Below are 23,938 nucleotides of genomic sequence, written 5' to 3' on the forward strand. Positions count from 1 at the left end.
GAACAAAAAGATGAGCAACATTCCTAGCGAGTTAAAGTACGCGTCTTCACACGAGTGGGTTCGCGCTGAAGGCGATGGCACTTACACTGTAGGTATCACTGAGCACGCTCAAGAACTTCTAGGCGACATGGTATTCGTAGAATTACCAGAAGTAGACGACGAAGTAGATGCTGGTGAAGACTGCGCGGTAGCTGAGTCGGTTAAAGCCGCTTCTGATATCTACGCACCAATTTCAGGCACTATCGTTGCTATCAACGAAGAGCTAGAAGATGCACCTGAGACGGTTAACAGCGACGCATACGGCGACGGTTGGTTATTCCGCATCAAAGCGTCTGACGAGTCAGAGCTTGAAAATCTTCTAAGCGCTGAAGATTACGCTAACACTATCGACGAAGACTAATCGTTTTACGTCTTTTTAAAGGCCCCATTTATTGGGGCTTTTATTGTTATCGTAGAAATTTTTTGGCCCATGTGCCATATCGCATGGGCTGATTTAGTTTTGTTACTCTGCCGTTACCAAGGCCATTTGTGACAAACACACTTTTTAATTTGGATCATAGGAATCTGGACTAATGTCAAACGCCAAATCTCTTGAACAGTTAGAGCAAAAGCAAGATTTTATTCGTCGCCATATCGGCCCAAGCCCGGCGCAAGTAACTGACATGCTAAACGCTCTTGGGGTATCGAGTGTTGAAGAGCTGATCGGTCAAACTGTACCTGCGGCTATCCGTTTAGAGCAAGGGTTAAACATCGGCGAAAGCCGTACTGAAGTTGAAACGCTTAGCTACCTAAAATCAGTTGCAAGCCAAAACAAAGTATTCAAGTCGTACATTGGTCAGGGTTACCACCCAACGCATGTACCAAACGTGATTTTACGTAACGTACTTGAAAACCCAGGTTGGTACACGGCATACACTCCATACCAGCCAGAGATCGCACAAGGCCGTTTAGAATCATTACTAAACTTCCAGACTCTTACGATTGACTTAACAGGCTTAGACCTAGCTTCAGCTTCACTACTTGATGAAGCAACAGCAGCGGCAGAAGCAATGGCGCTTGCTAAGCGTGTTGCTAAAGCGAAAAAAGCGAACATTTTCTTCATTGCTGATGACGTACACACACAAACTATCGACGTAGTGGCAACGCGTGCCGAGCAGTTTGGTTTTGAAGTGGTAGTAGGCCCTGCAAGTGACGCAGCAAACCACGACATTTTTGGTGCGTTATTCCAATACCCAAGCACAACGGGTGAAGTGGTTGACGTACAAGAGCTAATCGCACAAGTACAAAGCAAAAAGGCAATTGCCTGCGTTGCTGCTGACATTATGAGCTTAATGCTACTTAAAGCACCGGGCAAACTAGGTGCTGACGTAGTACTTGGTTCTGCACAGCGCTTTGGTGTGCCGATGGGCTACGGTGGTCCACACGCGGCCTTCTTTGCAACACGTGATGCGTACAAGCGTTCACTACCAGGTCGTATCATTGGTGTTTCAAAAGACCGTTTAGGTAACGATGCACTACGTATGGCAATGCAAACGCGTGAGCAACACATCCGCCGCGAAAAAGCCAACTCAAACATTTGTACAGCGCAAGTATTGCTCGCTAACATGGCCGCATTCTACGCGGTGTACCACGGTCCACAGGGCCTAAAAACAATTGCTCAGCGTATTAACCGTTTTGCAAGCATTCTAGCGACGGGTCTTAAGTCTAAAGGCGTTGCGCTTAAGCATGACACATGGTTCGACACGTTAACGGTTGTAGCGGATAACAAAGACGACGTAATCGCACGCGCTATTGCAGCAGAGGTTAACTTTGCAACAAACCACGCAGGTGAATACTCAATCTCTGTAAACGAAACAACCACACGTGCAGACGTTGCACAGTTGTTTGACATCATCCTAGGCGAAGGCCACGGCTTAGACGTTGACGCGTTAGATACACAAGTTAGCAAAGATGACATTACAGGTATTCCTGCAAGCCTAGTTCGCGATGACGAAATTTTAACGCACCCTAACTTCAACTCGTACCACAGCGAGACTGAAATGCTGCGTTACATCAAGCGCCTTGAAAATAAAGACTTAGCGCTTAACCACTCAATGATCTCGTTAGGTTCATGTACCATGAAGCTAAACGCGACTGCGGAAATGATCCCAGTGACTTGGCCTGAGTTTGCAGAGCTACACCCGTTCTGCCCACTTGATCAAGCACAAGGCTACCAAGTGATGATCAACGAGTTGCATGACTGGTTAGTAAACATCACAGGCTACGATGCGGTATCACTACAGCCTAACTCAGGTGCACAAGGGGAATACGCAGGTCTTATCGCTATTCGTAAATATCACGAGTCACGTGGCGAAGGTCACCGTAACATCTGTTTGATCCCAAGCTCTGCGCACGGTACTAACCCAGCGTCTGCGCAAATGGCCAGCATGAAAGTTGTGGTGGTTGGCTGTGATAAGAACGGTAACATTGATATGGAAGACCTACGCGCGAAAGCGGCAGATGTTGCTGAAAACCTGTCTTGTATCATGGTTACTTACCCATCTACGCATGGTGTTTACGAGCAAACCATCAAAGAAGTGTGTGACATCGTACACCAGTACGGTGGTCAGGTTTACATGGACGGCGCAAACATGAACGCACAGGTTGGTGTAACAAGCCCAGGTTCAATCGGCTCAGACGTATCGCACCTTAACCTACACAAAACATTCTGTATTCCACATGGTGGCGGTGGCCCAGGTGTTGGCCCTATCGGTGTTAAATCACACCTTGCGCCATTTATGCCTAACCACAGCGTGATCAACGTTGCAGGCACGACAGAAGGTAACGGTGCGGTTTCAGCAGCGCCTTACGGCTCAGCGGCAATTCTACCTATCTCTTGGGCATACATTGCCATGATGGGCAGCGAAGGCTTAAAGCAAGCAACAGAAATGGCGATTGTGAACGCTAACTACCTAACTGAAAAGTTAAGCGAACACTACCCAATTTTGTACCGTGGTCAAAACAACCGCGTTGCGCACGAGTGTATCGTTGACTTACGTCCAATCAAAGAAGCCTCTGGCATCACTGAAATGGATGTAGCTAAACGTCTACAAGACTACGGCTTCCACTCACCAACTATGTCGTTCCCAGTAGCTGGCACCTTGATGATTGAGCCAACGGAATCTGAGTCTAAGGTTGAAATTGACCGCTTTATCGAAGCGATGGTGTCAATCAAGGGTGAAATCGACAAGATCATCTCAGGCGAGTGGTCAATCGAAAACAACCCACTGGTTTTTGCACCGCACACGCAAGCTGACGTACTTGGCAACGAGTGGGATCGCGCATACGACCGTTTCTATGCTGCATTCCCAGTACCAAGCGTAGCAAAAGACAAATTCTGGCCAACAGTAACCCGTATCGACGATGTATACGGCGACCGTAACCTAATTTGTTCATGCCCAGCGGTAGAGACTTACGCTGAGTAAGTTTTGGGTGTCGATCTCGAATAAAGAATGCAACTATCTGAATTAAGTTTGCAACTCAAATAAAGTTTGCAACCGATAGTTGAATTTTGAGGTTATCAAAAATGAAAAAGCGAACCAGTTGGTTCGCTTTTTTGTTTTAGATGAAAACACATTTAGTGCTTCAGGCTAGACCCTCTTTGATCTTGTTCTATATTCGTTTTGGAAGTATTAAGGGAACTCCGATAGCTTATTTCATGGAATCATAAATATCGCTTTGAATGCACCTATGCCGAACATGCGCCTTTGGGCCTTTACGCAATTAAATATGATGTTTTCATTCTGCTTTAACGGCAATTAAATGCCAAAACGTCAGCATGAAAAGTACCGTGCTATGTAATTTGATATAGTCATTTAAAGGTTAATTGGGTAGACTGTTGACGATTTTAAACGACTTTAGTCTTTTATCGGGTGCTAAAACCATGTCCACCGAATCCTGGGTTACAGCCCTCGAAGTTGCTCAACACTTAGGCATCGCCAAAGATACTGTCTACCGCTGGCGCGAACGCAAAGGCCTGCCCGCACATAAAATCGGTCGCCTTTGGAAGTTTCAGCTATCTGAGGTGGATGAATGGGTACGTACTGGTGGGGCAGATGAAGAGCAGATTGGCAAGCAAGGAGCGCAGTAGCAAATGAGCAAAACCGAAGCACAAACCCGGTCAGCACTTATCGACCAACAGCTGGCGCTCGCAGGCTGGAACGGAAAAGACCCAACTCAAGTTGTTGAAGAATTCGACATTGTGACTGACTTGCCCGAAGGTCTAGCCGAGCCGCGCACCAAGTACGAAGGCCATCAATTCAGTGACTATGTACTTCTAGGGAAAAATGGCAAACCACTAGCCGTAGTCGAAGCCAAAAAAACGTCAAAAGACGCCGCCATTGGCCGCGAGCAAGCCAAACAATACTGCTACAACATCCAAAAGCAATTGAGTGGCGAGCTGCCATTCTGCTTTTACACCAATGGGCACGAACTTTACTTTTGGGATTTGGAGAATGCCCCGCCGCGCAAAGTCGTTGGCTTTCCTACGCGGGATGATTTAGAACGCTTCGCTTACATTCGCCGTAATCGTAAGCCACTCACGCAAGAATTTATCAATACGTCCATTGCCGGGCGCGAGTACCAAATCCGTGCCATTCGTTCCGTGCTCGAAGGTATCGAACAAAAGAAGCGAGACTTTCTGCTGGTAATGGCAACCGGCACTGGTAAAACACGCACCTGTATCGCCCTTACTGATGTACTGATGCGAGCCGGCCATGCGGAAAAAGTGTTGTTTCTTGTAGATCGCATCGCGCTGCGCGAACAAGCCCTGGCCGCCTTTAAAGAGCACATGCCCAACGAACCGCGTTGGCCCAATGTGGGCGAAAAGTTAATCGCCAAAGACCGGCGCGTGTATGTCGCTACTTACCCGACCATGCTCAATATCATCCGCGATGAGTCACAACATCTCTCGCCACACTTTTTCGATTTTATCGTGGTCGATGAAAGTCACCGCTCCATCTATAACACTTTTGGTGAAGTGCTCGATTATTTTAAAACCATCACCATGGGTTTAACGGCCACACCGACCGACATTATCGACCACAACACCTTTGAGCTGTTTCACTGCGAAGATGGTATCCCCACCTTTGCCTACACCTACGAAGAAGCTGTTAACAACGTGCCGCCCTACCTCTGCAATTTTCAGGTGATGAAAATTCAGACCAAGTTCCAAATGGAAGGCATTAGCAAGCGCACAATTTCATTAGAAGACCAGAAAAAACTGATCCTGCAAGGCAAAGAAGTCGAAGACATCAACTTCGAAGGCACCCAGCTGGAAAAACAGGTGGTCAACAAGGGCACCAACACCCTGATCGTGCGCGAATTTATGGAAGAAGCCATTAAAGACGCCAACGGCGTGTTGCCCGGTAAAACCATTTTTTTCTGCGCCACCAAAGCTCACGCCCGCCGTATGGAAGAAATCTTCGATAAGCTCTACCCCCAATACCACGGCGAGCTGGCCAAGGTACTAGTATCGGATGACCCACGTGTTTACGGCAAAGGCGGCCTGCTCGACCAGTTTACCAATGACGATATGCCGCGCATTGCCATCAGTGTGGATATGCTCGATACCGGTATCGACGTGCGCGAAATTGTAAACCTTGTATTCGCCAAGCCCGTATACTCCTACACCAAATTCTGGCAGATGGTTGGCCGTGGTACACGTTTGCTAGAAGCCAGTAAACCTAAACCCTGGTGTTTAGAAAAAGACGTGTTTTTGATTCTCGACTGCTGGGATAACTTCGAATACTTCAAGCTCAACCCCAAAGGGAAAGAACTCAAACCCCAGTTACCGCTGCCCGTTAAATTAGCCGGCTTACGACTGGATAAAATCGAAGCAGCCAATGACGCTGGCTTTGGCGATATCGCCGCACGTGAAGTGGTAAAACTACGCAACCAAATTGCCACCTTACCACAAAATTCTGTGGTCATTAAAGAAGCTGCCGCACAACTGGCGCGTCTCAGTGATGACAACTTCTGGCTCACGCTCAACCACGATAAAATCGAATTTTTGCGTACCTACATCAAACCGCTGTTCCGCACCGTCTCTGAAGCCGACTTCAAAGCCATGCGTTTTGAACGCGATGTGCTGGAATACTCGCTGGCAGTGATAAGGGAAGAAAAAGAACAGGCCGAAACCATTAAAGAAGGCATCGTTGAGAAAATCAGCGAACTGCCGTTATCGGTGCCGTTTGTCAAAATCGAAGAGGAACTGATCCGCGCCGCGCAAACACCGCTGTATTGGAGCAAGGCCGACGAAGATCGCTTTGATGAGATGGTGGCAAAACTTGGCTCGCTCATGAAGTTCCGCGAGCAAGATAGCGGGCAAGAGCAAATCCATCTTGATCTAATGGATGAGTTGCACAAAAAAGAATGGGTGGAGTTTGGCCCGCAAAACGAAGCGGTGAGCGTCACCCGTTACCGTGAAATGGTCGAAAGCCTGATCGCCGAACTTACCGACCATAACCCCATATTGCAAAAGATCAAAAATGGCGAAGCGGTAAACAGCGACGAAGCCCAACAACTGGCCGAACTGCTACATGAAGAACACCCTCACATTACCGAAAACCTGCTGCGTCAGGTATATAAAAACCGCAAGGCCCGTTTTATCCAGTTTATTCGCCACATTCTGGGCATGGAAGTATTAAAAAGCTTCCCCGATGAAGTCAGCTCGGCCTTTGATCAGTTTATTCGTGCCCATACCACGCTCAACAGCCGCCAGTTGGAGTTTTTGAACCTATTGAAAAACTTCATTATTGAACGCGAAAAAGTTGAGAAAAAAGATTTAATCAACGCCCCCTTTACGGTGATTCATCCACAGGGGATACGCGGGGTATTCAGCCCTAGCGAAATCAACGACATTTTGCAGCTAGCTCAAACGCTGGCCGCTTAACAAGGTAAAGCCATGTTACAAAACAACCCCGAACTCAAAATCAAAATCGACCAGCTGTGGAATAAATTCTGGAGCGGCGGCATCAGTAACCCGCTGACTGCTATTGAGCAAATCACCTACTTGCTGTTTATGAAACGCCTTGATGAGCTGGATTTAAAACGACAGGCCGATGCTGAATGGACAGAAGAAGCTTATACCTCCAAGTTTGAAGGCCAATGGATTCCACCGGAATATCGAGCGCGCAGAGAAGACAAGGATACTGACGCAGATTGGGCGAAAAAACTTGAAGAAGAAAAAAAATACGCCATTGAAAAACGCACCCTGCGCTGGAGTGAATTCAAACGCATGCAGGCCGAAGAGATGCTGCAACACGTGCAAGGCAAAGTGTTCCCGTTTTTAAAAGACTTAAACGGGGCCGAAAGCAATTTTACCCACCACATGAAAAACGCCGTGTTTATTATCCCTAAACCGGCACTGTTGGTCGAAGCGGTAAAAACTATCGACGAGATCTTTACCGTCATGGAGAAAGATTCCGAAGAAAAAGGCCAAGCCTTTCAGGATATTCAGGGCGATGTCTATGAAATGCTGCTTTCAGAAATTGCCACCGCCGGTAAAAACGGCCAGTTCCGCACCCCGCGTCATATCATCAAACTGCTGGCCGATTTAGTACAACCACAACTGGGCCATAAAATAGCCGACCCGGCCTGTGGTTCTGGCGGCTTCTTGCTGGGCGCTTATCAATACATTGTTACTGAGCTGGCCAAAAAATCGGGTAAAAAAGATTTGGTACCCGATGAAGATGGTTTTATACGTACATCCGTTGCTTCAACCCTGACCGACAAGGCGCAAGCGATTTTAAGTGCCTCGCTCTGGGGTTACGACATCGACAGTACTATGGTGCGTTTGGGTTTAATGAACCTGATGATGCACGGCATCGACGAGCCCAATATCGACTACAAAGATACCCTCAGTAAAAGTTACAACCAAGAAGCCGAATACGACATCATCATGGCCAACCCACCCTTTACCGGCAGCATCGATAAAGGCGACATCAACGAAAACCTGCAACTTTCTACTACCAAATCGGAACTGCTGTTTGTCGAGAATATCTACCGTCTGCTGAAAAAAGGCGGCACCGCAGGCGTAATTGTGCCGCAGGGCGTGCTGTTTGGTTCCGGCAAAGCCTTTAAGGATTTACGCAAAATATTAGTGGAGCGGTGCGATTTAAAAGCCGTTATCACCCTGCCAAGCGGCGTGTTTAAACCTTATGCCGGGGTCAGCACCGCCATTTTGTTATTCACCAAAGTCTGGGGGCCAAAAGACAAGGTTGATAAACCTGCGACCGACAACGTCTGGTTCTACGAAATGGCTGCCGATGGTTATTCGCTGGATGACAAAAGAACAAAACAAAAGACCCCTGATGGCAAAGACAGCTGGGGCGACCTGCAGGACATTATCGAAAAGTACCACACCCGTAATGCGGAGAAAGACTCTCAACAAGAGAATGACCGCACCGCCAAATACTTTATGGTGCCACGCAGTGAGATTGAAGCGGAAGGCTATGACCTGTCGCTAAGCCGCTACAAAGAAGATGTATTTGAAGAGGTGCACTACGACGCGCCCGGCGTGATTTTAGAACGCTTGATTCAGGCGGAAGTGGGTGACTTGGAAGACGCAGATTTAGCCATTGTGCAAAGCGGGATTGTGCGTGAGTTGCTAGAGCTAAAGGGGATGGTGGGATGACACAGTCTCTAGGTTCAGCAATCACCATATCAAAGGGAAAGAAGCATGAAATTAATGAATCACCCTCTAGCGCTGCGAAACGCCTAATTGGTATTGATGATCTTCGAAATGACGATCTTCTACGCTACACAGATGATAAAAAGGGTGTGGAGGCTGTTCCAGATGATGTTCTTATTGCGTGGGATGGCGCTAATGCAGGAACAATCGGTTATGGAAAGAATGGTTACATTGGAAGCACAATTGCTCGGTTGCGAATTAAGCCTGAATCAAAACTATATCCCCCGTTTTTAGGCCTCTTTTTAAAGTCCCAGTTTGATTACTTACGTAAAACTGCGACAGGTGCGACTATTCCACACATCAATCGAAAAGCTCTTGAAGGCATCCCTTTGCCAAAAATTGAGCTTCACGACCAAATCCGTATCGCTCATCTACTTGGCAAAGTGGAAAGACTGATAGTTCAGCGCAAACAACACCTGCAACAGCTCGACGATTTACTCAAAAGTGTGTTTTTGGAAATGTTTTCGCCGTCATCAGTTGGATATCACGACTGGCCATTAGTTGAAATCAAAGATCTGGCTGAAAAACATAAAGGGGCAATGCGCACAGGCCCCTTTGGATCGAATTTACTCCACAGCGAATTTACTGAAGACGGTGATGTATCTGTGTTAGGTATAGATAATGCTGTGCAAAACAGGTTTATGTGGGGAGAGCGACGCTATATTACCCAAGAAAAGTATCAAGAACTTCAAAACTACCGAATATATCCAGGCGATGTAATAGTAACAATTATGGGCACTATAGGACGCTCAGCAGTAATACCTAATGACATTCCATTGGCGATCAATACCAAGCATTTGGCCGCGATCACTCTTAACAAAAATATAGCGAATCCAATATTTGTTTCGTATTCGATACATTCTAGCCCTTACATTCTGGACCAGTTCAAAAGTAAAAGTCGTGGTGCAATTATGAGCGGCCTAAACCTAGGAATTATCAAAGAAACAAAACTTAAACGTCCTCCAATTGAAGTTCAGGATAATTTTGCAACTATTCATGAAAAGGTTGATGAAGTTAAGCACAGTTATCAGCGAAGCCTGTTAGAGCTCGAATCTCTCTATGGTGCATTTAGCCAACAAGCGTTTAAAGGCGAGCTGAATTTATCGCAAGTGTCTTTATTTGATGTTAGGGATGAGGTAGCAGAAGCAAACCACTCTGAAGTGGTCGAAATATCAGAGGCAGAAGATGTTTCCATCAACTTTCCTGATACCGAATATCTGTTAGATGCGCTAACGGATGTGTCACTGCGCGAACGTTTACTGAATGAGTGGTTGGAAAGTTTTTACCAACAAATAGGTAGAGCTGAATTTTCGATAGACAAATTTTTAGCAACTGCTCAAACCCGTATTGCCGAATTGCACCCTGATAATGATTTTGAGCTAGGCATGGGCGATTACGACATAGTAAAAAACTGGGTATTCGAAGCATTAGCTTCTAAAAAGTTATTTCAGAACTTTGATGAAGCAAAAAACTGCCTTCGATTGACTACGGGAAAGTCTGCATGAAACTTGTGCGCCTGAAAATCAATGACCCGAGAGGTTTTCGTAGCCTACCTTCTGGCTTTGAGCACCACTTTCGCAATAAACAGACCTTGCAAGAAGAGCTGGCCAATACCAACGACTTTGCACCATTTGTCTGCGCCGGGCCCAATGGCAGTGGTAAATCAAATTTACTGGAGGTGTTGGCCGCGATTTTTTATCAATTGGAAATTCAGCGGGTAAGGCGCAGTTTTTTACCCGAAGCACTGCAAGGTGATGAACAGGATCTTTCACCCACCGCCTTTGAATTGGATTACCTGATTCGTGTTCCTAAAGAATACCGCGGACCAGACAGCCAGGAATGGGCCAAGGTGGGCGTTTGGAAAAAAGCGGGTGAAACGGTTCGGTTTATGTGGGAGAACCAGGGCGATTTTGATACCAACATCAATGAAATCTTCGGCAGTGGCTATGCTGATATTATTCTGCCCCAATATGTACTAGGTTATTCTTCTGGCGAAAATGAGATTTTAAGTCTGCCATTTTTTAAAATGCGTTTTATCCAGTTTGATGAGTACTGGAATGCGCTAATACAACAGTTGTCTTACCCCGGCTACCCGGAAACCCGTATGGCATATATGGATAATAGTTTTAGCCAAGCCATTTTACTATGTAATTTGTTGTTTCTGAGTGATGATACCCTGCAACCCTTTGGCGAGGATGTGGGCATTGAAGCACTAAAGGAGTTTCGCATTATTCTGCGCCGCAGGATAGAATTAACAGCCGAACAGTTTGAGACCTTTGCGTTAGAAAATGAAAAATCGGTTGACGCCGTTACTCAGCGCAATGGGGCTCTCAGCTCCTTCTATGATGAAGAAGAGCAAAGAGAGCGTTACTACTTAAATCTTTTGTATAACATTGATAAAACAGAGGATTCGAATGAAAAAATAGACCCAATATTAGAGCGCTTAAGACGTTGTGCCACATTGAGCTATGAAGACGATTCTGACGATACATTGGTACTTGATTATTGGGTAAACGACGCCACCAAACAGGCTTTTCGTGAAAGCTTCAGCAATGATCCACTTACGTTGTTTCAAGCTTTTCAGGTGCTACTGGCTCTTAATCTCTACACCGTCAATGACAAACTGAAAGCTGATTTGTATCAGAGCAGCAGCTACTATGTGAGCGAAACAGTACCGACACTGGCTTCAGATGAGCGCATTATGCGTTTTAAAAATTTTTACTTCACAAAGCAAGGCGTCGATCAGCCAATGCTTCTTAAAGAACTTTCGGACGGCGAGCATCAATTGCTGCACAGCCTTGGCCTGTGCTTGTTATTCCGAAATACCAATAGCCTGTTTTTACTTGATGAGCCAGAAACTCACTTTAACCCCAATTGGCGTGCTAATTTTATCAGTCGCCTGCGCGAGTGTTTCATGAAGGATGGCAACGCTAGCCAGGAAATGCTAATCACCACTCATTCCCCGTTTTTAATCTCCGACAGCAAGCTGGACAAGGTACTGGTCTTTAACAAAGATGAAGTCACGCGCGAAGTTAGTATTCATAAGCCGGAATACAATACGCTGGGTGCATCAATTAATTTGATCACCATGGAAACGTTCAACAAACAGGAAACGATTGGCGCCTACGCAAAAGACATTCTCAAACACTTGCTATCCAGCGAGTTTAAGGAAACTGAACCGCATAAGTTAGCAAAATTGATTATTGATATTCTTGGTGACTCGATTGAGCGCTCAATGGCCATTCAAGAAGTATTAGCTAGGGGCGAGCAAACTAACCACTCTAATAAGGGCGATTAATGTTATTTCCTTATATTCAACTACCTCACAAAATGCGCTACATGCATGGTTTTATAGCTTATATTTTTGCTAGAGTGTGGTGCCGAGCTGGTACGGTCGAATACAGTCTGGATCTATTCAGTGGCATGCCCAAGCTGTATGTAATAATGGAAGAGCTAGACCGCCAAGACAAAGCAGGCAAAGAAGATGGTGCAGGTGCATTTTTCTACAAATACGTGAATAGTATTTTCAACGAATTTAAAGCATTGAAGCCGCTTGAATTAAAAGCACTAAAAAAACAGTTTTTAGCAAATAACAACATCCAAGCCTTATGTGAAGGGTCCACTAACCCCGTTCGTTATTCTTCTGCTGCTCAAACTGAACTTGATAAAAAAATTCAGAGCTTTTTCTCTAAACTGTATAGCTGCGGATTTTTTAATTTGAAACTTGTCAGGGATACAATTGGGGCTAACTTGCATGACCATTACAATGATTTTGCAAAAGAAAATGATCTGCCTTGTTGCCCGTTCTGTGGGTTGCAGCCGATGGACAACGAGTACGACCCTACGCGTGAAGCTTACGATCACTACTTACCCTCAAGTGTTTACCCATTTAATTCCGTAAACTTAAAAAACCTCGCTCCTTCATGCTACAAATGTAACTCGCAAAATAAAGGTGCTAAAGATCCCTTATTAGATGATGCCGGTAATCCAAGAAGGGCGTTCTTCCCGTATTCAAAAAGTAGATATGATATAGAAATATCACTTCAGTTTTTGTCGCTCTCACGACTTCCGCAGCAAGCCTCTGAGGTTGTGGTTGATATTGAATGCATAGGTTACGAGGAAGAACTTGAAACTTGGAATCACCTTTATAAAATTAAAAAGCGGCTATCGGCTAAGTGCTGCTCAAATGCGACAAGAACTGCTTGGATGAACCGAATAAAAATTGAATGCCAGAACTATAAACGCACACCTGAAGAAGCTTTGGAAGCAGAACTAATTGCCTGTAACGAATCACCGTGGGTAGAAGCTGCGTTCTTGAAATCAGCTTATCTTAGGGAAGCTGATAGAAAGGGGTTGTTGCGAGTTGAACCGACTAAAGCGTAAGATTTTTTTAGACTTTACTAGAACAACATACTAGGCTGAGGGAATAAGCTACTTGGCCACACTCACCACCAACTTCATCGACTAATTATTCGGTCAAAATACCACAGGCCAAGATCAATGAAGATCAATGGGGTCAGAGTCGTTGATTTCATTAGGTAAACACATCACATCAATGCATCACATCAATGGGGTCACATCAATGGGGTCACATCAATGGGGTCAGAGTCGTTGATTTTGGTTCCGCTTATTTTAGATCAATGGGGTCACCCATTAGTCAGCCGTTGTAAAGTACACGAGTGAATTTCTGCCGAGTTATTTTCAGCATAAAACATTAGTCACTCAATCTTCACTCGCGCCCGTTTTTTCTTTAGTTTGATGTCGGATAATCATCCGCACTAGTCACCCATCTGGTTCTAGGTAAGTTGCCTTACCCCAAGCGTTCGCTCCACAAAATACTCGGTGCCAGCAGCGTGTCCATATATAAATAACAGAAACTATGGTTCAATTTAATGACCAACCTTTTAGTGGCTCATGTGCTGGGCGAATGATTAAATTAAGTGGCCGATAAACCCATCGGATCAATGGGGTCAGAGTCGTTGATTTTTATTCCGCTTATTTTTGATTAGCTTAGCTATACTGATATAACGATAAACTAATGGACTAGTTTAAGTTATGGCACGTTTACCTCGATTAAACCTTCCGAATATACCGCAGCATATTGTTCAACGTGGTAATAATAGGCAAATTACTTTTGTTGAACCTGATGACTATGTCATTTATCTCGAAAAGCTAAAGTATTACGCCAAAGAGTACAACGTTAAAGTTCATGCATTCGTGCTTATGACAAATCATGTACATTTATTGGCTACACCAACCACACCAAATGGTGTAAGTAAGCTGATGCAGTCGCTTGGGCGCTATTACGTCAGGTATTTTAACCAAGCGTATAAACGTACAGGTACACTTTGGGAAGGGCGCTTTAAATCCACACTGGTTGATAGTGATAATTATTTTTTAGTGGTGAGTCGTTACATTGAACTAAATCCTGTTAGAGCGGGCATGGTTAAGCACCCAGCCGAATATATTTGGTCTAGCTATCAACACAATGCAGTAGGCAAAACCATTGGGCTAATTACCGAACATTCGCTTTATATGCAATTAGGTAAAGATAAACTGGATAGGCAAGCCCGATATAGCGCACTATTCGATGATGAAATTCCCTCGATGACGGTTGATGAAATCAAAACCGCAACAGACAAAATGTGGGTGCTTGGCAACGATAAGTTCAAAAGGCAAGTAGAGGTAATGGCAGGTAGGCGGGCATCACCATTACCGAAAGGGGGCGATAGGAAGTCAGCGTCATTTATTAACTCTCGAAATATAGAGAATCAATGACTCTGATAATCCTCTAGTCAGTCTCCGGGGCCTTCGTTAGCTATGCTAACAGGTGCTGAAACCAAGACTGACCGGAGGCTGTTATGGCACTTTACTGTGGTATCGACTTACATTCAAATAATCACGTCATTGTTATTAATGATGAGAACGATCAAACTGTTTTTTCAAAACGCATCGCCAATGATATTTCATTGTGCTTGAAGTATTTAACGCCCTTCAAAGAACAATTAGTTGGGGTTGCTGTAGAGTCAACGTTCAATTGGTATTGGTTGGTTGATGGTTTAGCAGAGCAAGGGTTTAAGATGCGCTTGGTTAACACTGCGGCTGTTAAACAATACGAAGGGCTTAAATACTCTGGTGATTTTAAAGATGCGTTTCATCTTGCCCACTTGATGCGCCTAGGGATTTTGCCTACGGGATACATCTACCCCAAAGAGCAGCGTGCGGTGCGCGATATGCTACGCAGAAGGATGCAGCTTGTGCAGTTAGCCAGTAAGCAATTGCTGTCTATTCAAAACCAGATTTGGCGTAGTTCTGGTATTCGGGTCAGTAGCAGTCAAATCAAGAAAAAATCTTTTGAAGTGACTTTATTAAGACATCACTTAAAAACGGCTGCTGACACTAACTTACGTATTTATCGCTCAATCCAGTCTGAAATAAAGCTACTCGAAGAGGAAGTTGAAAAAGCCGTCGAAGCACCGAAACAGCTCGAATTATTGCAAACCATGACGGGAATTGGCCCCATACTTGGGCTTACCATCCTACTTGAAACGGGCACTACAACGCGATTTGAAACAGTAGGTGACTACGCATCCTATTGCCGCTGCGTACAAAGTTTACGTGAGAGTAACAACAAGAAAAAAGGTGAAGGTAATGCAAAAAGCGGTAATAAATATCTTTCTTGGGCATTCTCACAAGCAGCACACATGGCTGTGCGCTACGAGCCGAAAGTAAAAGCATTTTATGACCGCAAATACCAAAAGAAGAATGGTATCGTTGCGATTAGAGCGGTAGCTCACAAATTGGCAAGAGCTGCTTATTATATGATGAAAAACAATGAACCGTTTGACGTTAGCAAAGCGTTCGGCTGATAGACCCAAGCCAGTAATGGGGTTGGTATGAACCACTAGACTCTGATTGGATGGGTTTATCGGCCACTTAATTTAATCATTCGCCCAGCACATGAGCCACTAAAAGGTTGGTCATTAAATTGAACCATAGTTTCTGTTATTTATATATGGACACGCTGCTGGCACCGAGTATTTTGTGGAGCGAACGCTTGGGGTAAGGCAACTTACCTAGAACCAGATGGGTGACTAGTGCGGATGATTATCCGACATCAAACTAAAGAAAAAACGGGCGCGAGTGAAGATTGAGTGACTAATGTTTTATGCTGAAAATAACTCGGCAGAAATTCACTCGTGTACTTTACAACGGCTGACTAATGGGTGACCCCATTGATCACATTGATCATTAATCGTTGGACAGGTGTGTTGGATGATCAGATCGCTCTAAGTCTGAGAAGTTCCATAATTTAGGAAACAACACCGTAAATTAATGAGTCGTTCAGTGTAGGGAGTAAGATTTACACAGTACAGTAAAGCATACACGGTAAATTTTACTCCAAATAACTTATTTAACCTCAGGTTTAGACATATTCACTTATCCAAAGCGGAGAAGTTATTTACCTTCTCGCTATAATCCAAACTGCGTGAATTATTCCAGGAAGGTAGCCAAATAACGTGAGAATAATGTTCAGCCAAAAAGCCCCGCCAAGGCCTACTTGTAAGAACACACCAAGCGGTGGTAATAAGATTGAGAAGATGATTCGAATTAAGTCCATTAGGATTCCTTATGTGTTAAGTTGTACTTAAGTTAAAGCAGTTTTCATGCCATTAAGTGGAATTGGAACTAAACTTGCTTTTACTGTATACCTTGAGTAAAGATTAAGCTGATTAGTAAATGATAGACTTCGAAATCAACATCGCCTTAGTGTTATTTCATCTTATACAGATTGCGACTGCTTTTTTGTTAACTTTACCATTGGCGATTAACCGCGAATATAAGTCCGATAGTGCAGGCTTAAGAACATTTCCATTAGTTGCCATTTCCTGCTGTGCGTTTGTATTGGTTGGTATTGATGTTTTTTCTGCAGATGATGCGCAAGCAAGGGTCGTGTACGGGATTATTACTGGCATTGGATTTATTGGTGGTGGGGCCATTTACAAAAGCGATGCACATATTGAGGGTACGGCAACGGCTGCTGGAATTTGGCTCACTGGCGCTATTGGGATTTCGGTTGCGTATAGTCGTTATGAAATTGCGTTGGTGCTAAGCGCCGTTGGGTACTTGGTTTTTCAATTACTTGAACCTTATAAACATAAGGATAAAAATGATAAAACTTCATAGCCTAAATCAATCATATCGCAAAGTTATTAACAGCATTGCATTTTACCCCTCTTTAATTGCAATGATATTTTTAATTTTTGCGTTAATTACATTGTTTTTTGAGTATTTGGAACCAGTTAAACAGTTTGAACTGCATTTCTCTTTTGTTCTTGTTGATAGTGTCGAAAATGCCCGTACGATTCTAAGTATTTTAATCGGCAGTATTATATCACTCACCGTTTTTAGCTTTTCAATGGTGATGGTTGTACTTAATACTGCCAGTATGAATCTTTCGCCACGTCTTGTACCTGGGCTTATATCAAAGAAATCACATCAATTGGTGTTAGGTTTTTATTTGGGTAGTATCATTTATTCCACAATCATACTGATAAACATTGATGATGTATCAAGTAATAATACCATTTTAGATATTCCCGCTTTAGGTATTTTATTTTCACTTTTACAGGGGCTAGCATCCCTAGTATGTTTTGTGTATTTTATTCACTCTATTTCACAAACTATTCAAGTGGACAGTGTATTAAATAGTCTATTTTCTAAAACAAAGTGTGAAATGAATGCGTTGGCTGAACTGCACCAAAATCAAGATGAGGTGAGTTCAAGTACGTTTGAAAAGTGGCATGAACTACAAAGTAACACCAGCGGATACTATAAAGGGGTCAAGGCTAAGCTGCTATGTAGTATATTGGCGCGTGAAGAGTTATCTCTTTATGTTTGTGTAAAGCAGGGATACTTTACGGTTAAAGGTTACCCGTTTCTGCGCTGTAATAAGCCAATAAAAAATGACACACAACTAGTTGAAGAAATTTTATCTTGCTTCATTTTTTATGTAGAAGAATATATTAGTGATCATTATAGCTATGGTATGACACAAATATCTGAAATTGCTGTTAAAGCAATGAGTCCGGGTATTAACGATCCGGGCTCTGCAGTTAAAGCCATTGACATGTTGAGTCTATTATTAATTAAACGTATGGAATTGAAAGACATTAGCATTTCTAGTATGCAAAAAAATGTAAAATGTAGATTGTTTTTTCATGAAATTTCAATAAATGAACTGTTGCATGATAATTTCACACCGATTAGGCATTATGCAAGAGGGGATGCTTTTGTGATGGAAAACATATTGGAAGCATTTAAAAATATGCTGTTTTTTACTGGTGGTAAAGGGTTGGTTAGCGAGGAGGTATATCGCTATTTATATGCAATTATAAGCGATATAAATAGAAATATATATAATCACTACGATAGAAAAGTGTTGCGGAATATGCTTGAGGCTATTTCCCGCGTAAATCCCGAGGAAGGAGATAGGTTATTAACTTATTATGATCAACGAGGTCAGAGTCATTGATTTTTATTACGCTTATTTTTGACTTGGCTATACTGATATAACGACTAAAGGGATCAAAAGGATCAATGGCAGGGCAAGAGCATGAAGAATCACTTGCTATTCAATACCCCTTTCTAGATAGCACTCGTTTCGAATCAATGGGGCATGGGAATCAATGGGGTCAGAGTCGTTGATTTCATTAGGTAAAGATAAACTTGATAGGCAAGCTCGATATAGAGCGCTATTCGATGATGAAATTCCCTCGATGACGGTTGATGAAATCAAAACCGCAATCGACAAAATGTGGGTGCTTGGCAACGATAAGTTTAAAAAGCAAGTAGAGGTAATGGCGGGTAGGCGGGTATCACCATTACCGAAAGGGGGCGATAGGAAGTCAGCGTCATCTATTAACTCTCGAAAATAGAGAATCAATGACTCTGACCCCTTTGATTACAAGGCGTCGATTTCTCGTTTCAATCTTTCTCCCGGGTCCGTCGCCACTTTTTCCAACGTAATCACCCGCTTTTTTAAAGCGTCCAAATCGTCAGTACCTTTCGTTAGCGGCTCTTGCATCAGTCTCAGGTTAAAGCGCTTATCGAGAAAAGCCAAAATCGCAAACAAAACAAAGAACAAAATTAAAAACAACATTTTTTCACCCATAACAATTCTCCTGATTAATTTCTGCTGTCACTTCCTTTAGTCGTGAAAAAATTTTTTTTCTTACAGCTGTAAGAAAATTTTTTATACGACGACTGATAACAACAAACACCAACAGGAAAATACAAATGCAACAACGAGTACAACAACCAACAAGCCAGGCCCTGATAGCCATCGTTTTTTTCACAAGCCCAACCGGATCCTAAAATTTTTTTCACACAGCTGTAAGAAAAGTATTTTTGCAAAGACTTATAACAACAAACACCAACAGGAGAATGAACATGAAACAACTGATACAAAAATTAATGGACAACAAATGGGGTCGTCGCGTTACTAAAGCCGGTGCCGCCTATTTACTGCTGGAGGCCAGCCTTGCTATCGTGGCGGTACTTTTTGTTACAAACCACGTAGGATCCTGAACCCTGGATGGAATTTAACGCAGTATGGCGCGAATACGCGCCGGCAATTACCCGACTGGCGGCCAGCTATGAGCGCAACGAGCATAAGCGTGAAGAGCTGCTGCAGGAGATCGCCTTGGCTGTATGGCAGGCGCTCGGGCAATGTAAGGAACAACAAAAGCTAAAACACTTCGTTCTGCGCATTGCTCATAATAAGGCGGTCGATCATGTCAGTCGCGAGGTTCGGCTACCGACCCAAAACGAAACCGAATTCGATACTCTGGTTGCCTCGGCACCAGCTCAGCACAACGCCCGCCAGCAAGCTCTGCTCAGTGCCATGTATCGCCTACCGATAAACCAGCGCCAGGTTTTGGCGCTGCTGTTCGAAGGATTAAGCTACCAAGATATAGCCGATGTCACCGGCATTGAACTTAACCATGTTGGTGTGATGATCAACCGCGCCAAGCACAAATTAACGGAGTATTTAAATCATGACCAATGACGACGATTTACAGGCTATTTGGCAGGAGATCCAGGGTCCGACGCTGGATCCAGACAAGGTCGCTCGCAAGGCCAGGCGTCAACGACTGAAAAATCACCTTATCACCACCGGCGATATCGCCGCCAACGGCGTACTGGGCTGGATACTCTTTCATGCTTACCGTATGGAGTTTTCCTGGCTGGTATTGCTCTGGCTCGGCGCTTCTCTGCTGTTTGGTCTCTATTTGAGCTGGTATTTTTATCGTATTCGCAGTCAAAGCATCTACTCACTTACCCAGGCTACGTCCGATTACAACGCCTACCTGGAAAACACCGCCAAAGGACATATCAAAATCGGGCGACGTTTTATATTTGCCGATCATATAGTTATGGGTTCTATTCTGTTGTTGGTTGTATTGGAGCACCTGGTGTTTAATCGCCCTCTGCTGCACGAGTTAAACGACTGGCTGTTTGCCGCTGGCTGGTCAATATTCTGGTACGGGTTGATGTATGCTTACGGCCGCTACAAAATAGCCAAAGGGCAAAAGCTGCTGGCAAGATTAAGCGATCAAAATCTGATCCCACTCGAGTAACACATCCGTTAAAATCCGCCGGTGTGGCGCTTCGCTCGCTGGCGTACAAAAATCCATCAATGGGGTCCATCAATGGGGTCACATCAATGGGGTCCATCAATGGGGTCAGAGTCGTTGATTTTGATTCCGCTTATTTTTGATAAGCTTAGCTATACTGATATAACGATAAACTAATGGACTAGTTTAAGTTATGGCACGTTTACCTCGATTAAACCTTCCGAATATACCGCAGCGTATTGTTCAACGTGGTAATAATAGGCAAATTACTTTTGTTGAACCTGATGACTATGTCATTTATCTCGAAAAGCTAAAGTATTACGCCAAAGAGTACAACGTTAAAGTTCATGCATTCGTGCTTATGACAAATCATGTACATTTATTGGCTACACCAACCACACCAAATGGTGTAAGTAAGCTGATGCAGTCGCTTGGGCGCTATTACGTTAGGTATTTTAACCAAGCGTATAAACGCACGGGTACCCTTTGGGAAGGGCGCTTTAAATCGACACTGGTTGATAGTGATAATTATTTTTTAGTGGTGAGTCGCTACATTGAACTAAATCCTGTTAGAGCGGGCATGGTTAAGCACCCAGCCGAATATATTTGGTCTAGCTATCAACACAATGCAGTAGGCAAAACCATTGGGCTAATTACCGAACATTCGCTTTATATGCAATTAGGTAAAGATAAACTGGATAGGCAAGCCCGATATAGCGCACTATTCGATGATGAAATTCCCTCGATGACGGTTGATGAAATCAAAACTGCAACTGATAAAATGTGGGTGCTTGGCAACGATAAGTTCAAAAAGCAAGTAGAGGTAATGGCTGGTAGGCGGGCATCACCATTACCGAAAGGGGGTGATAGGAAGTCGGTGTTATTTATTAACTCTCGAAAATAGAGAATCAATGACTCTGACCCCATTGATTCGACCCCATTGATTCCTTGATTTTTGTTGTTTTAAGAAGGCTTATTGCTCTTGCAAGAAGTTAAGTAGGTCTTGATTTAGTTTCTCTTTATGGGTATCTGCAAGGCCGTGTGGTGCGCCTTTGTAGATGATAAACTTTGAACCTTTAATTAACTTGGCTGATACTTCACCCGAGACTTCAATCGGCACCACTTGGTCATCATCACCGTGTATCACGAGGGTTGGTACATCAATTTTTGCCAAATCAGGACGAAAATCAGTGGCTGAGAATGCGGCAATTGAGTCATAGGTATTTTTCGCGCCGCCCATCATGCCTTGTCTCCAGAATGATTGAATTAAGCCTTGTGAAACCTTTGCCCCTGGTCGGTTAAAGCTGTAAAACGGGCCAGATGCAATATCCAAGTATAACTGTGAGCGATTGCCATTAGATGCTTTGCGTATGCCATCGAATAGTGCTTTTTCTATGCCATTTGGGTTGGTTTCGGTTTTTACCATCAAAGGTGTCACAGCGCTGACTAAGGCAACTTTATTTACGCGCTTTGTACCATGGCGGCCAATGTAGCGGGCTACTTCACCGCCGCCAGTTGAAAAGCCAACTAATGTGACTTTGTCTAACTTTAATGCGTCAAGCACGGCAGCTAAGTCGTCAGCATAATGGTCCATGTCGTTGCCTTCCCAAGGCTGGCTTGAGCGGCCGTGACCGCGGCGGTCATGGGCAATGACGCGATAGCCTTTGTCAGCCAAAAATTGCATTTGCGATTCCCAGCTGTCTGAATTTAGTGGCCAGCCGTGGCTGAAAGTCACCACTTCGCCATCTTTAGGGCCCCAATCTTTGTAATATAGCTGCACGTTATCGCTGGTGGTTATAGTGCTTGCGGTGCGGTTAAAGGTATCAGCCTGTGCTGCTGCGCTAGATAATGCCAATATGCTGCTCAAAATCGTGGCTTTTACTAAGGTCGTGAGGTTTTTCATAATCTATCTCCAATGCATTAAATGGTATTTTCGCTTATTGTGCGCTTTGTTTCTTTACTCTGTTGATGGGTGTTATTGTGCACCCCTTTGCGATACTATTTATTACAGATACTCTTAAAAACATTGCAGATCGTATTTTATGGTAGATCGCCTTGCTTCTTTGTTTGAGCACTTTTCGTTAAGTGCACATACCTTTCAGTCTGGTCCGTTATGTGGTACTAACCCTGTTGTAACCGATGTATCTTGTGGGCAATTGCATCTAATTCGAGAAGGTAGCGTGGAGGTGTGGCATGGTCGCACTAAGGCATATCGTATTACTGAGCCGAGTTTGTTGTTTTATCCACGTCCGCTTAAACGGCATTTTGTGATTGCGCAAGATTCGCAAGCACAGTTTTTATGTGCCAATGTGTCGTTTGAGGGGAATGATGTAAACCCCATCGCCAATGCGCTGCCCGATAGTTTGTGCTTGTCGCTGACATCACTACCCAATTGCGAACAGGTCTTATCATTGTTATTTGAAGAGGCCGAGGCCTGTTACTGCGGCCGTCAAGTGTTGCTCGATAGGCTTGTGGAGGTGCTTTTAGTTCAACTACTTAGAGAGTTGATGGAAAACCAAGTGATTAAAGTTGGTATGTTGGCGGGGCTAGCTCACCAAAATCTGCGCAGGGCCATTGTCGCGATGCATGAAAAACCTGAAGTAGATTGGACCGTTGAGAGCTTAGCGTCTGAGGCGCATATGTCTCGTAGTGTATTTTCCAATTTATTTCGTGAAACAATCGGCGAAACGCCTGCAAAGTACCTACAAAGTTGGCGCATAGGTTTAGTACAAAAATGGCTAAAAAATGGTATGCCACTTAAGTTAATCGCCGAAGAAGCAGGCTATAAAAGTGAGGCCGCATTGTCGCGCGCCTTTAAAACGCAAACTGGTATGTCACCAAGGCAGTGGCTTATACAGAACAGCCCATAACGCCTTATAAAAAAGGTGTTAAGGCGCTAATAAAAGCAACAATTTAGCTTTTATTTAATTCAAACCTTTGGCCAAATATGTTGGCAGAACAGGCGGTTTTACAAATTCAAACTTTACGTCAACTCCATAGATAAAAAAGGTGTTTTTTGAGTCAGGATACAGCGTAAACGCGGGTTTGCCCGGTAATTTTACTTGTAACCTGTACTCATTTTCACTCAGCAGTATGAATAAGTTTAATCTCTCAGATGAATATTCAGCGGTATAACTTTGCTGTTGTTGTTTGCTTATTACAATTGGGTTTACTAGCAAATTTATCTTTTTTTGGTAGCGCGCTTCAACGGTTGGGTTGTTACTTTTGAGCACATTTATTGCTCTTTTGTAGGTATTGATGGCATCTTCGGTTAGCTGGTTTTTGGCGTAAAAGAGGGCCAATTTTGCTAAGCTAGTGCTGTGGTTTTTAATCTCCCCTGATAAATCTAAGATCTCAAATGGCGATAGCTTGCTTAACTCAAATACAGACAACCCCGAATTTTGATCAATGGGTGACCCCATTGATTTTCTGGCACCATGTGACGTATGTTCACTTCAACCCTATGAAACATGATTTGGTTAATCGTGTTGTTGAGTGGCCGTATTCGAGTTTTCATAAAGCAGTAGAGCGGGGTGTTTATTATCCATATTGGTGTGCAGAGGGATTG

General features: G+C 43.9%; 22 protein-coding genes. 18 read left to right on the forward strand and 4 right to left on the reverse strand.

The annotated features are described in order from the left end of the window. The first annotated feature begins 10 nt into the window (after positions 1-10). From gcvH to AC5FX4_RS06125, 10 genes are all read left to right on the forward strand, one after another. Positions 11-400, forward strand: coding sequence for a glycine cleavage system protein GcvH (gene gcvH, locus AC5FX4_RS06080; protein WP_493605570.1), 390 nt, complete (start codon positions 11-13; stop codon positions 398-400). Positions 401-572: 172 nt separating this feature from the next. Then, positions 573-3,464, forward strand: coding sequence for an aminomethyl-transferring glycine dehydrogenase (gene gcvP / locus AC5FX4_RS06085; RefSeq protein WP_493605571.1), 2,892 nt, complete (start codon positions 573-575; stop codon positions 3,462-3,464). Between the two features lie 413 nt (positions 3,465-3,877). Further along, positions 3,878-4,129 (forward strand): helix-turn-helix domain-containing protein, encoded by a 252-nt coding sequence (locus AC5FX4_RS06090; protein WP_493605572.1) that lies wholly within the window; start codon positions 3,878-3,880, stop codon positions 4,127-4,129. 3 nt (positions 4,130-4,132) lie between these two features. Continuing rightward, positions 4,133-6,931 carry a type I restriction endonuclease subunit R gene (locus tag AC5FX4_RS06095; RefSeq protein WP_493605573.1) on the forward strand — a complete coding sequence of 933 codons (2,799 nt, stop codon included), beginning with the start codon at positions 4,133-4,135 and terminating at the stop codon, positions 6,929-6,931. A 12-nt stretch (positions 6,932-6,943) separates the two neighbouring features. After that, positions 6,944-8,674 (forward strand): type I restriction-modification system subunit M, encoded by a 1,731-nt coding sequence (locus AC5FX4_RS06100; RefSeq protein WP_493605574.1) that lies wholly within the window; start codon positions 6,944-6,946, stop codon positions 8,672-8,674. After that, entirely contained in the window at positions 8,671-10,236 is a 1,566-nt protein-coding gene (locus AC5FX4_RS06105) for a restriction endonuclease subunit S (RefSeq protein WP_493605575.1), read from the forward strand. The genes AC5FX4_RS06100 and AC5FX4_RS06105 overlap by 4 nt, the downstream gene beginning before the upstream one ends. Continuing rightward, positions 10,233-12,029, forward strand: a complete 1,797-nt coding sequence (locus AC5FX4_RS06110; RefSeq protein ID WP_493605576.1) for a restriction system-associated AAA family ATPase — start codon at positions 10,233-10,235, stop codon at positions 12,027-12,029. The genes AC5FX4_RS06105 and AC5FX4_RS06110 overlap by 4 nt, the downstream gene beginning before the upstream one ends. A 146-nt stretch (positions 12,030-12,175) precedes the next feature. Then, a complete protein-coding gene (locus AC5FX4_RS06115; RefSeq protein WP_493605577.1) occupies positions 12,176-13,114 on the forward strand; it encodes a hypothetical protein in 939 nt (312 codons plus the stop codon). Between the two features lie 672 nt (positions 13,115-13,786). Then, positions 13,787-14,509 (forward strand): transposase, encoded by a 723-nt coding sequence (locus tag AC5FX4_RS06120; RefSeq protein ID WP_493605578.1) that lies wholly within the window; start codon positions 13,787-13,789, stop codon positions 14,507-14,509. 83 nt (positions 14,510-14,592) lie between these two features. Continuing rightward, entirely contained in the window at positions 14,593-15,600 is a 1,008-nt protein-coding gene (locus tag AC5FX4_RS06125) for an IS110 family RNA-guided transposase (RefSeq protein ID WP_493605579.1), read from the forward strand. Positions 15,601-16,193: 593 nt separating this feature from the next. Here AC5FX4_RS06125 and AC5FX4_RS06130 read toward each other — a convergent pair. Beyond that, positions 16,194-16,352 (reverse strand): YqaE/Pmp3 family membrane protein, encoded by a 159-nt coding sequence (locus AC5FX4_RS06130; RefSeq protein WP_171625015.1) that lies wholly within the window; start codon positions 16,350-16,352, stop codon positions 16,194-16,196. 119 nt (positions 16,353-16,471) lie between these two features. Between AC5FX4_RS06130 and AC5FX4_RS06135 the strand changes: the two genes are divergently transcribed. The 3 genes from AC5FX4_RS06135 to AC5FX4_RS06145 all read left to right on the forward strand — a co-directional run bounded on the left by AC5FX4_RS06135 (position 16,472) and on the right by AC5FX4_RS06145 (position 18,669). After that, positions 16,472-16,918 (forward strand): MgtC/SapB family protein, encoded by a 447-nt coding sequence (locus tag AC5FX4_RS06135; protein ID WP_493605580.1) that lies wholly within the window; start codon positions 16,472-16,474, stop codon positions 16,916-16,918. Next, entirely contained in the window at positions 16,902-18,266 is a 1,365-nt protein-coding gene (locus AC5FX4_RS06140; RefSeq protein WP_493605581.1) for a DUF2254 domain-containing protein, read from the forward strand. Before AC5FX4_RS06135 ends, AC5FX4_RS06140 begins: the two co-directional genes overlap by 17 nt. Before the next feature lie 154 nt (positions 18,267-18,420). Next, positions 18,421-18,669, forward strand: a complete 249-nt coding sequence (locus AC5FX4_RS06145) for a hypothetical protein (RefSeq protein ID WP_493605582.1) — start codon at positions 18,421-18,423, stop codon at positions 18,667-18,669. Between the two features lie 26 nt (positions 18,670-18,695). Here the strand turns inward: AC5FX4_RS06145 and AC5FX4_RS06150 are convergent, their stop codons facing one another. Continuing rightward, positions 18,696-18,905: a hypothetical protein gene (locus AC5FX4_RS06150; protein ID WP_493605583.1), complete on the reverse strand. Its 210-nt coding sequence runs from the start codon at positions 18,903-18,905 to the stop codon at positions 18,696-18,698. 278 nt (positions 18,906-19,183) lie between these two features. Between AC5FX4_RS06150 and AC5FX4_RS06155 the strand changes: the two genes are divergently transcribed. The 4 genes from AC5FX4_RS06155 to AC5FX4_RS06170 all read left to right on the forward strand — a co-directional run bounded on the left by AC5FX4_RS06155 (position 19,184) and on the right by AC5FX4_RS06170 (position 21,274). Further along, the gene (locus tag AC5FX4_RS06155; RefSeq protein WP_493605584.1) at positions 19,184-19,321 is read left to right on the forward strand and encodes a hypothetical protein; all 138 of its coding nucleotides are present in this window, start codon (positions 19,184-19,186) and stop codon (positions 19,319-19,321) included. Between the two features lie 7 nt (positions 19,322-19,328). Further along, positions 19,329-19,802, forward strand: a complete 474-nt coding sequence (locus AC5FX4_RS06160; RefSeq protein WP_493605585.1) for an RNA polymerase sigma factor — start codon at positions 19,329-19,331, stop codon at positions 19,800-19,802. Continuing rightward, entirely contained in the window at positions 19,792-20,373 is a 582-nt protein-coding gene (locus AC5FX4_RS06165; protein WP_493605586.1) for a hypothetical protein, read from the forward strand. Before AC5FX4_RS06160 ends, AC5FX4_RS06165 begins: the two co-directional genes overlap by 11 nt. A gap of 190 nt (positions 20,374-20,563) precedes the next feature. After that, complete coding sequence (locus AC5FX4_RS06170; protein ID WP_493605587.1) at positions 20,564-21,274, forward strand: transposase; 711 nt, start codon at positions 20,564-20,566, stop codon at positions 21,272-21,274. Between the two features lie 69 nt (positions 21,275-21,343). Here AC5FX4_RS06170 and AC5FX4_RS06175 read toward each other — a convergent pair whose 3' ends face one another. Further along, positions 21,344-22,273: an alpha/beta fold hydrolase gene (locus AC5FX4_RS06175; protein ID WP_493605588.1), complete on the reverse strand. Its 930-nt coding sequence runs from the start codon at positions 22,271-22,273 to the stop codon at positions 21,344-21,346. A gap of 139 nt (positions 22,274-22,412) precedes the next feature. Between AC5FX4_RS06175 and AC5FX4_RS06180 the strand changes: the two genes are divergently transcribed. Beyond that, positions 22,413-23,240, forward strand: coding sequence for an AraC family transcriptional regulator (locus AC5FX4_RS06180; protein ID WP_493605589.1), 828 nt, complete (start codon positions 22,413-22,415; stop codon positions 23,238-23,240). Positions 23,241-23,294: 54 nt separating this feature from the next. Here AC5FX4_RS06180 and AC5FX4_RS06185 read toward each other — a convergent pair whose 3' ends face one another. After that, positions 23,295-23,792, reverse strand: a complete 498-nt coding sequence (locus AC5FX4_RS06185) for a hypothetical protein (protein WP_493605590.1) — start codon at positions 23,790-23,792, stop codon at positions 23,295-23,297. Positions 23,793-23,938 lie beyond the last annotated feature (146 nt).

The sequence above is a fragment of the Pseudoalteromonas sp. ATL1 genome, assembly GCF_058933015.1.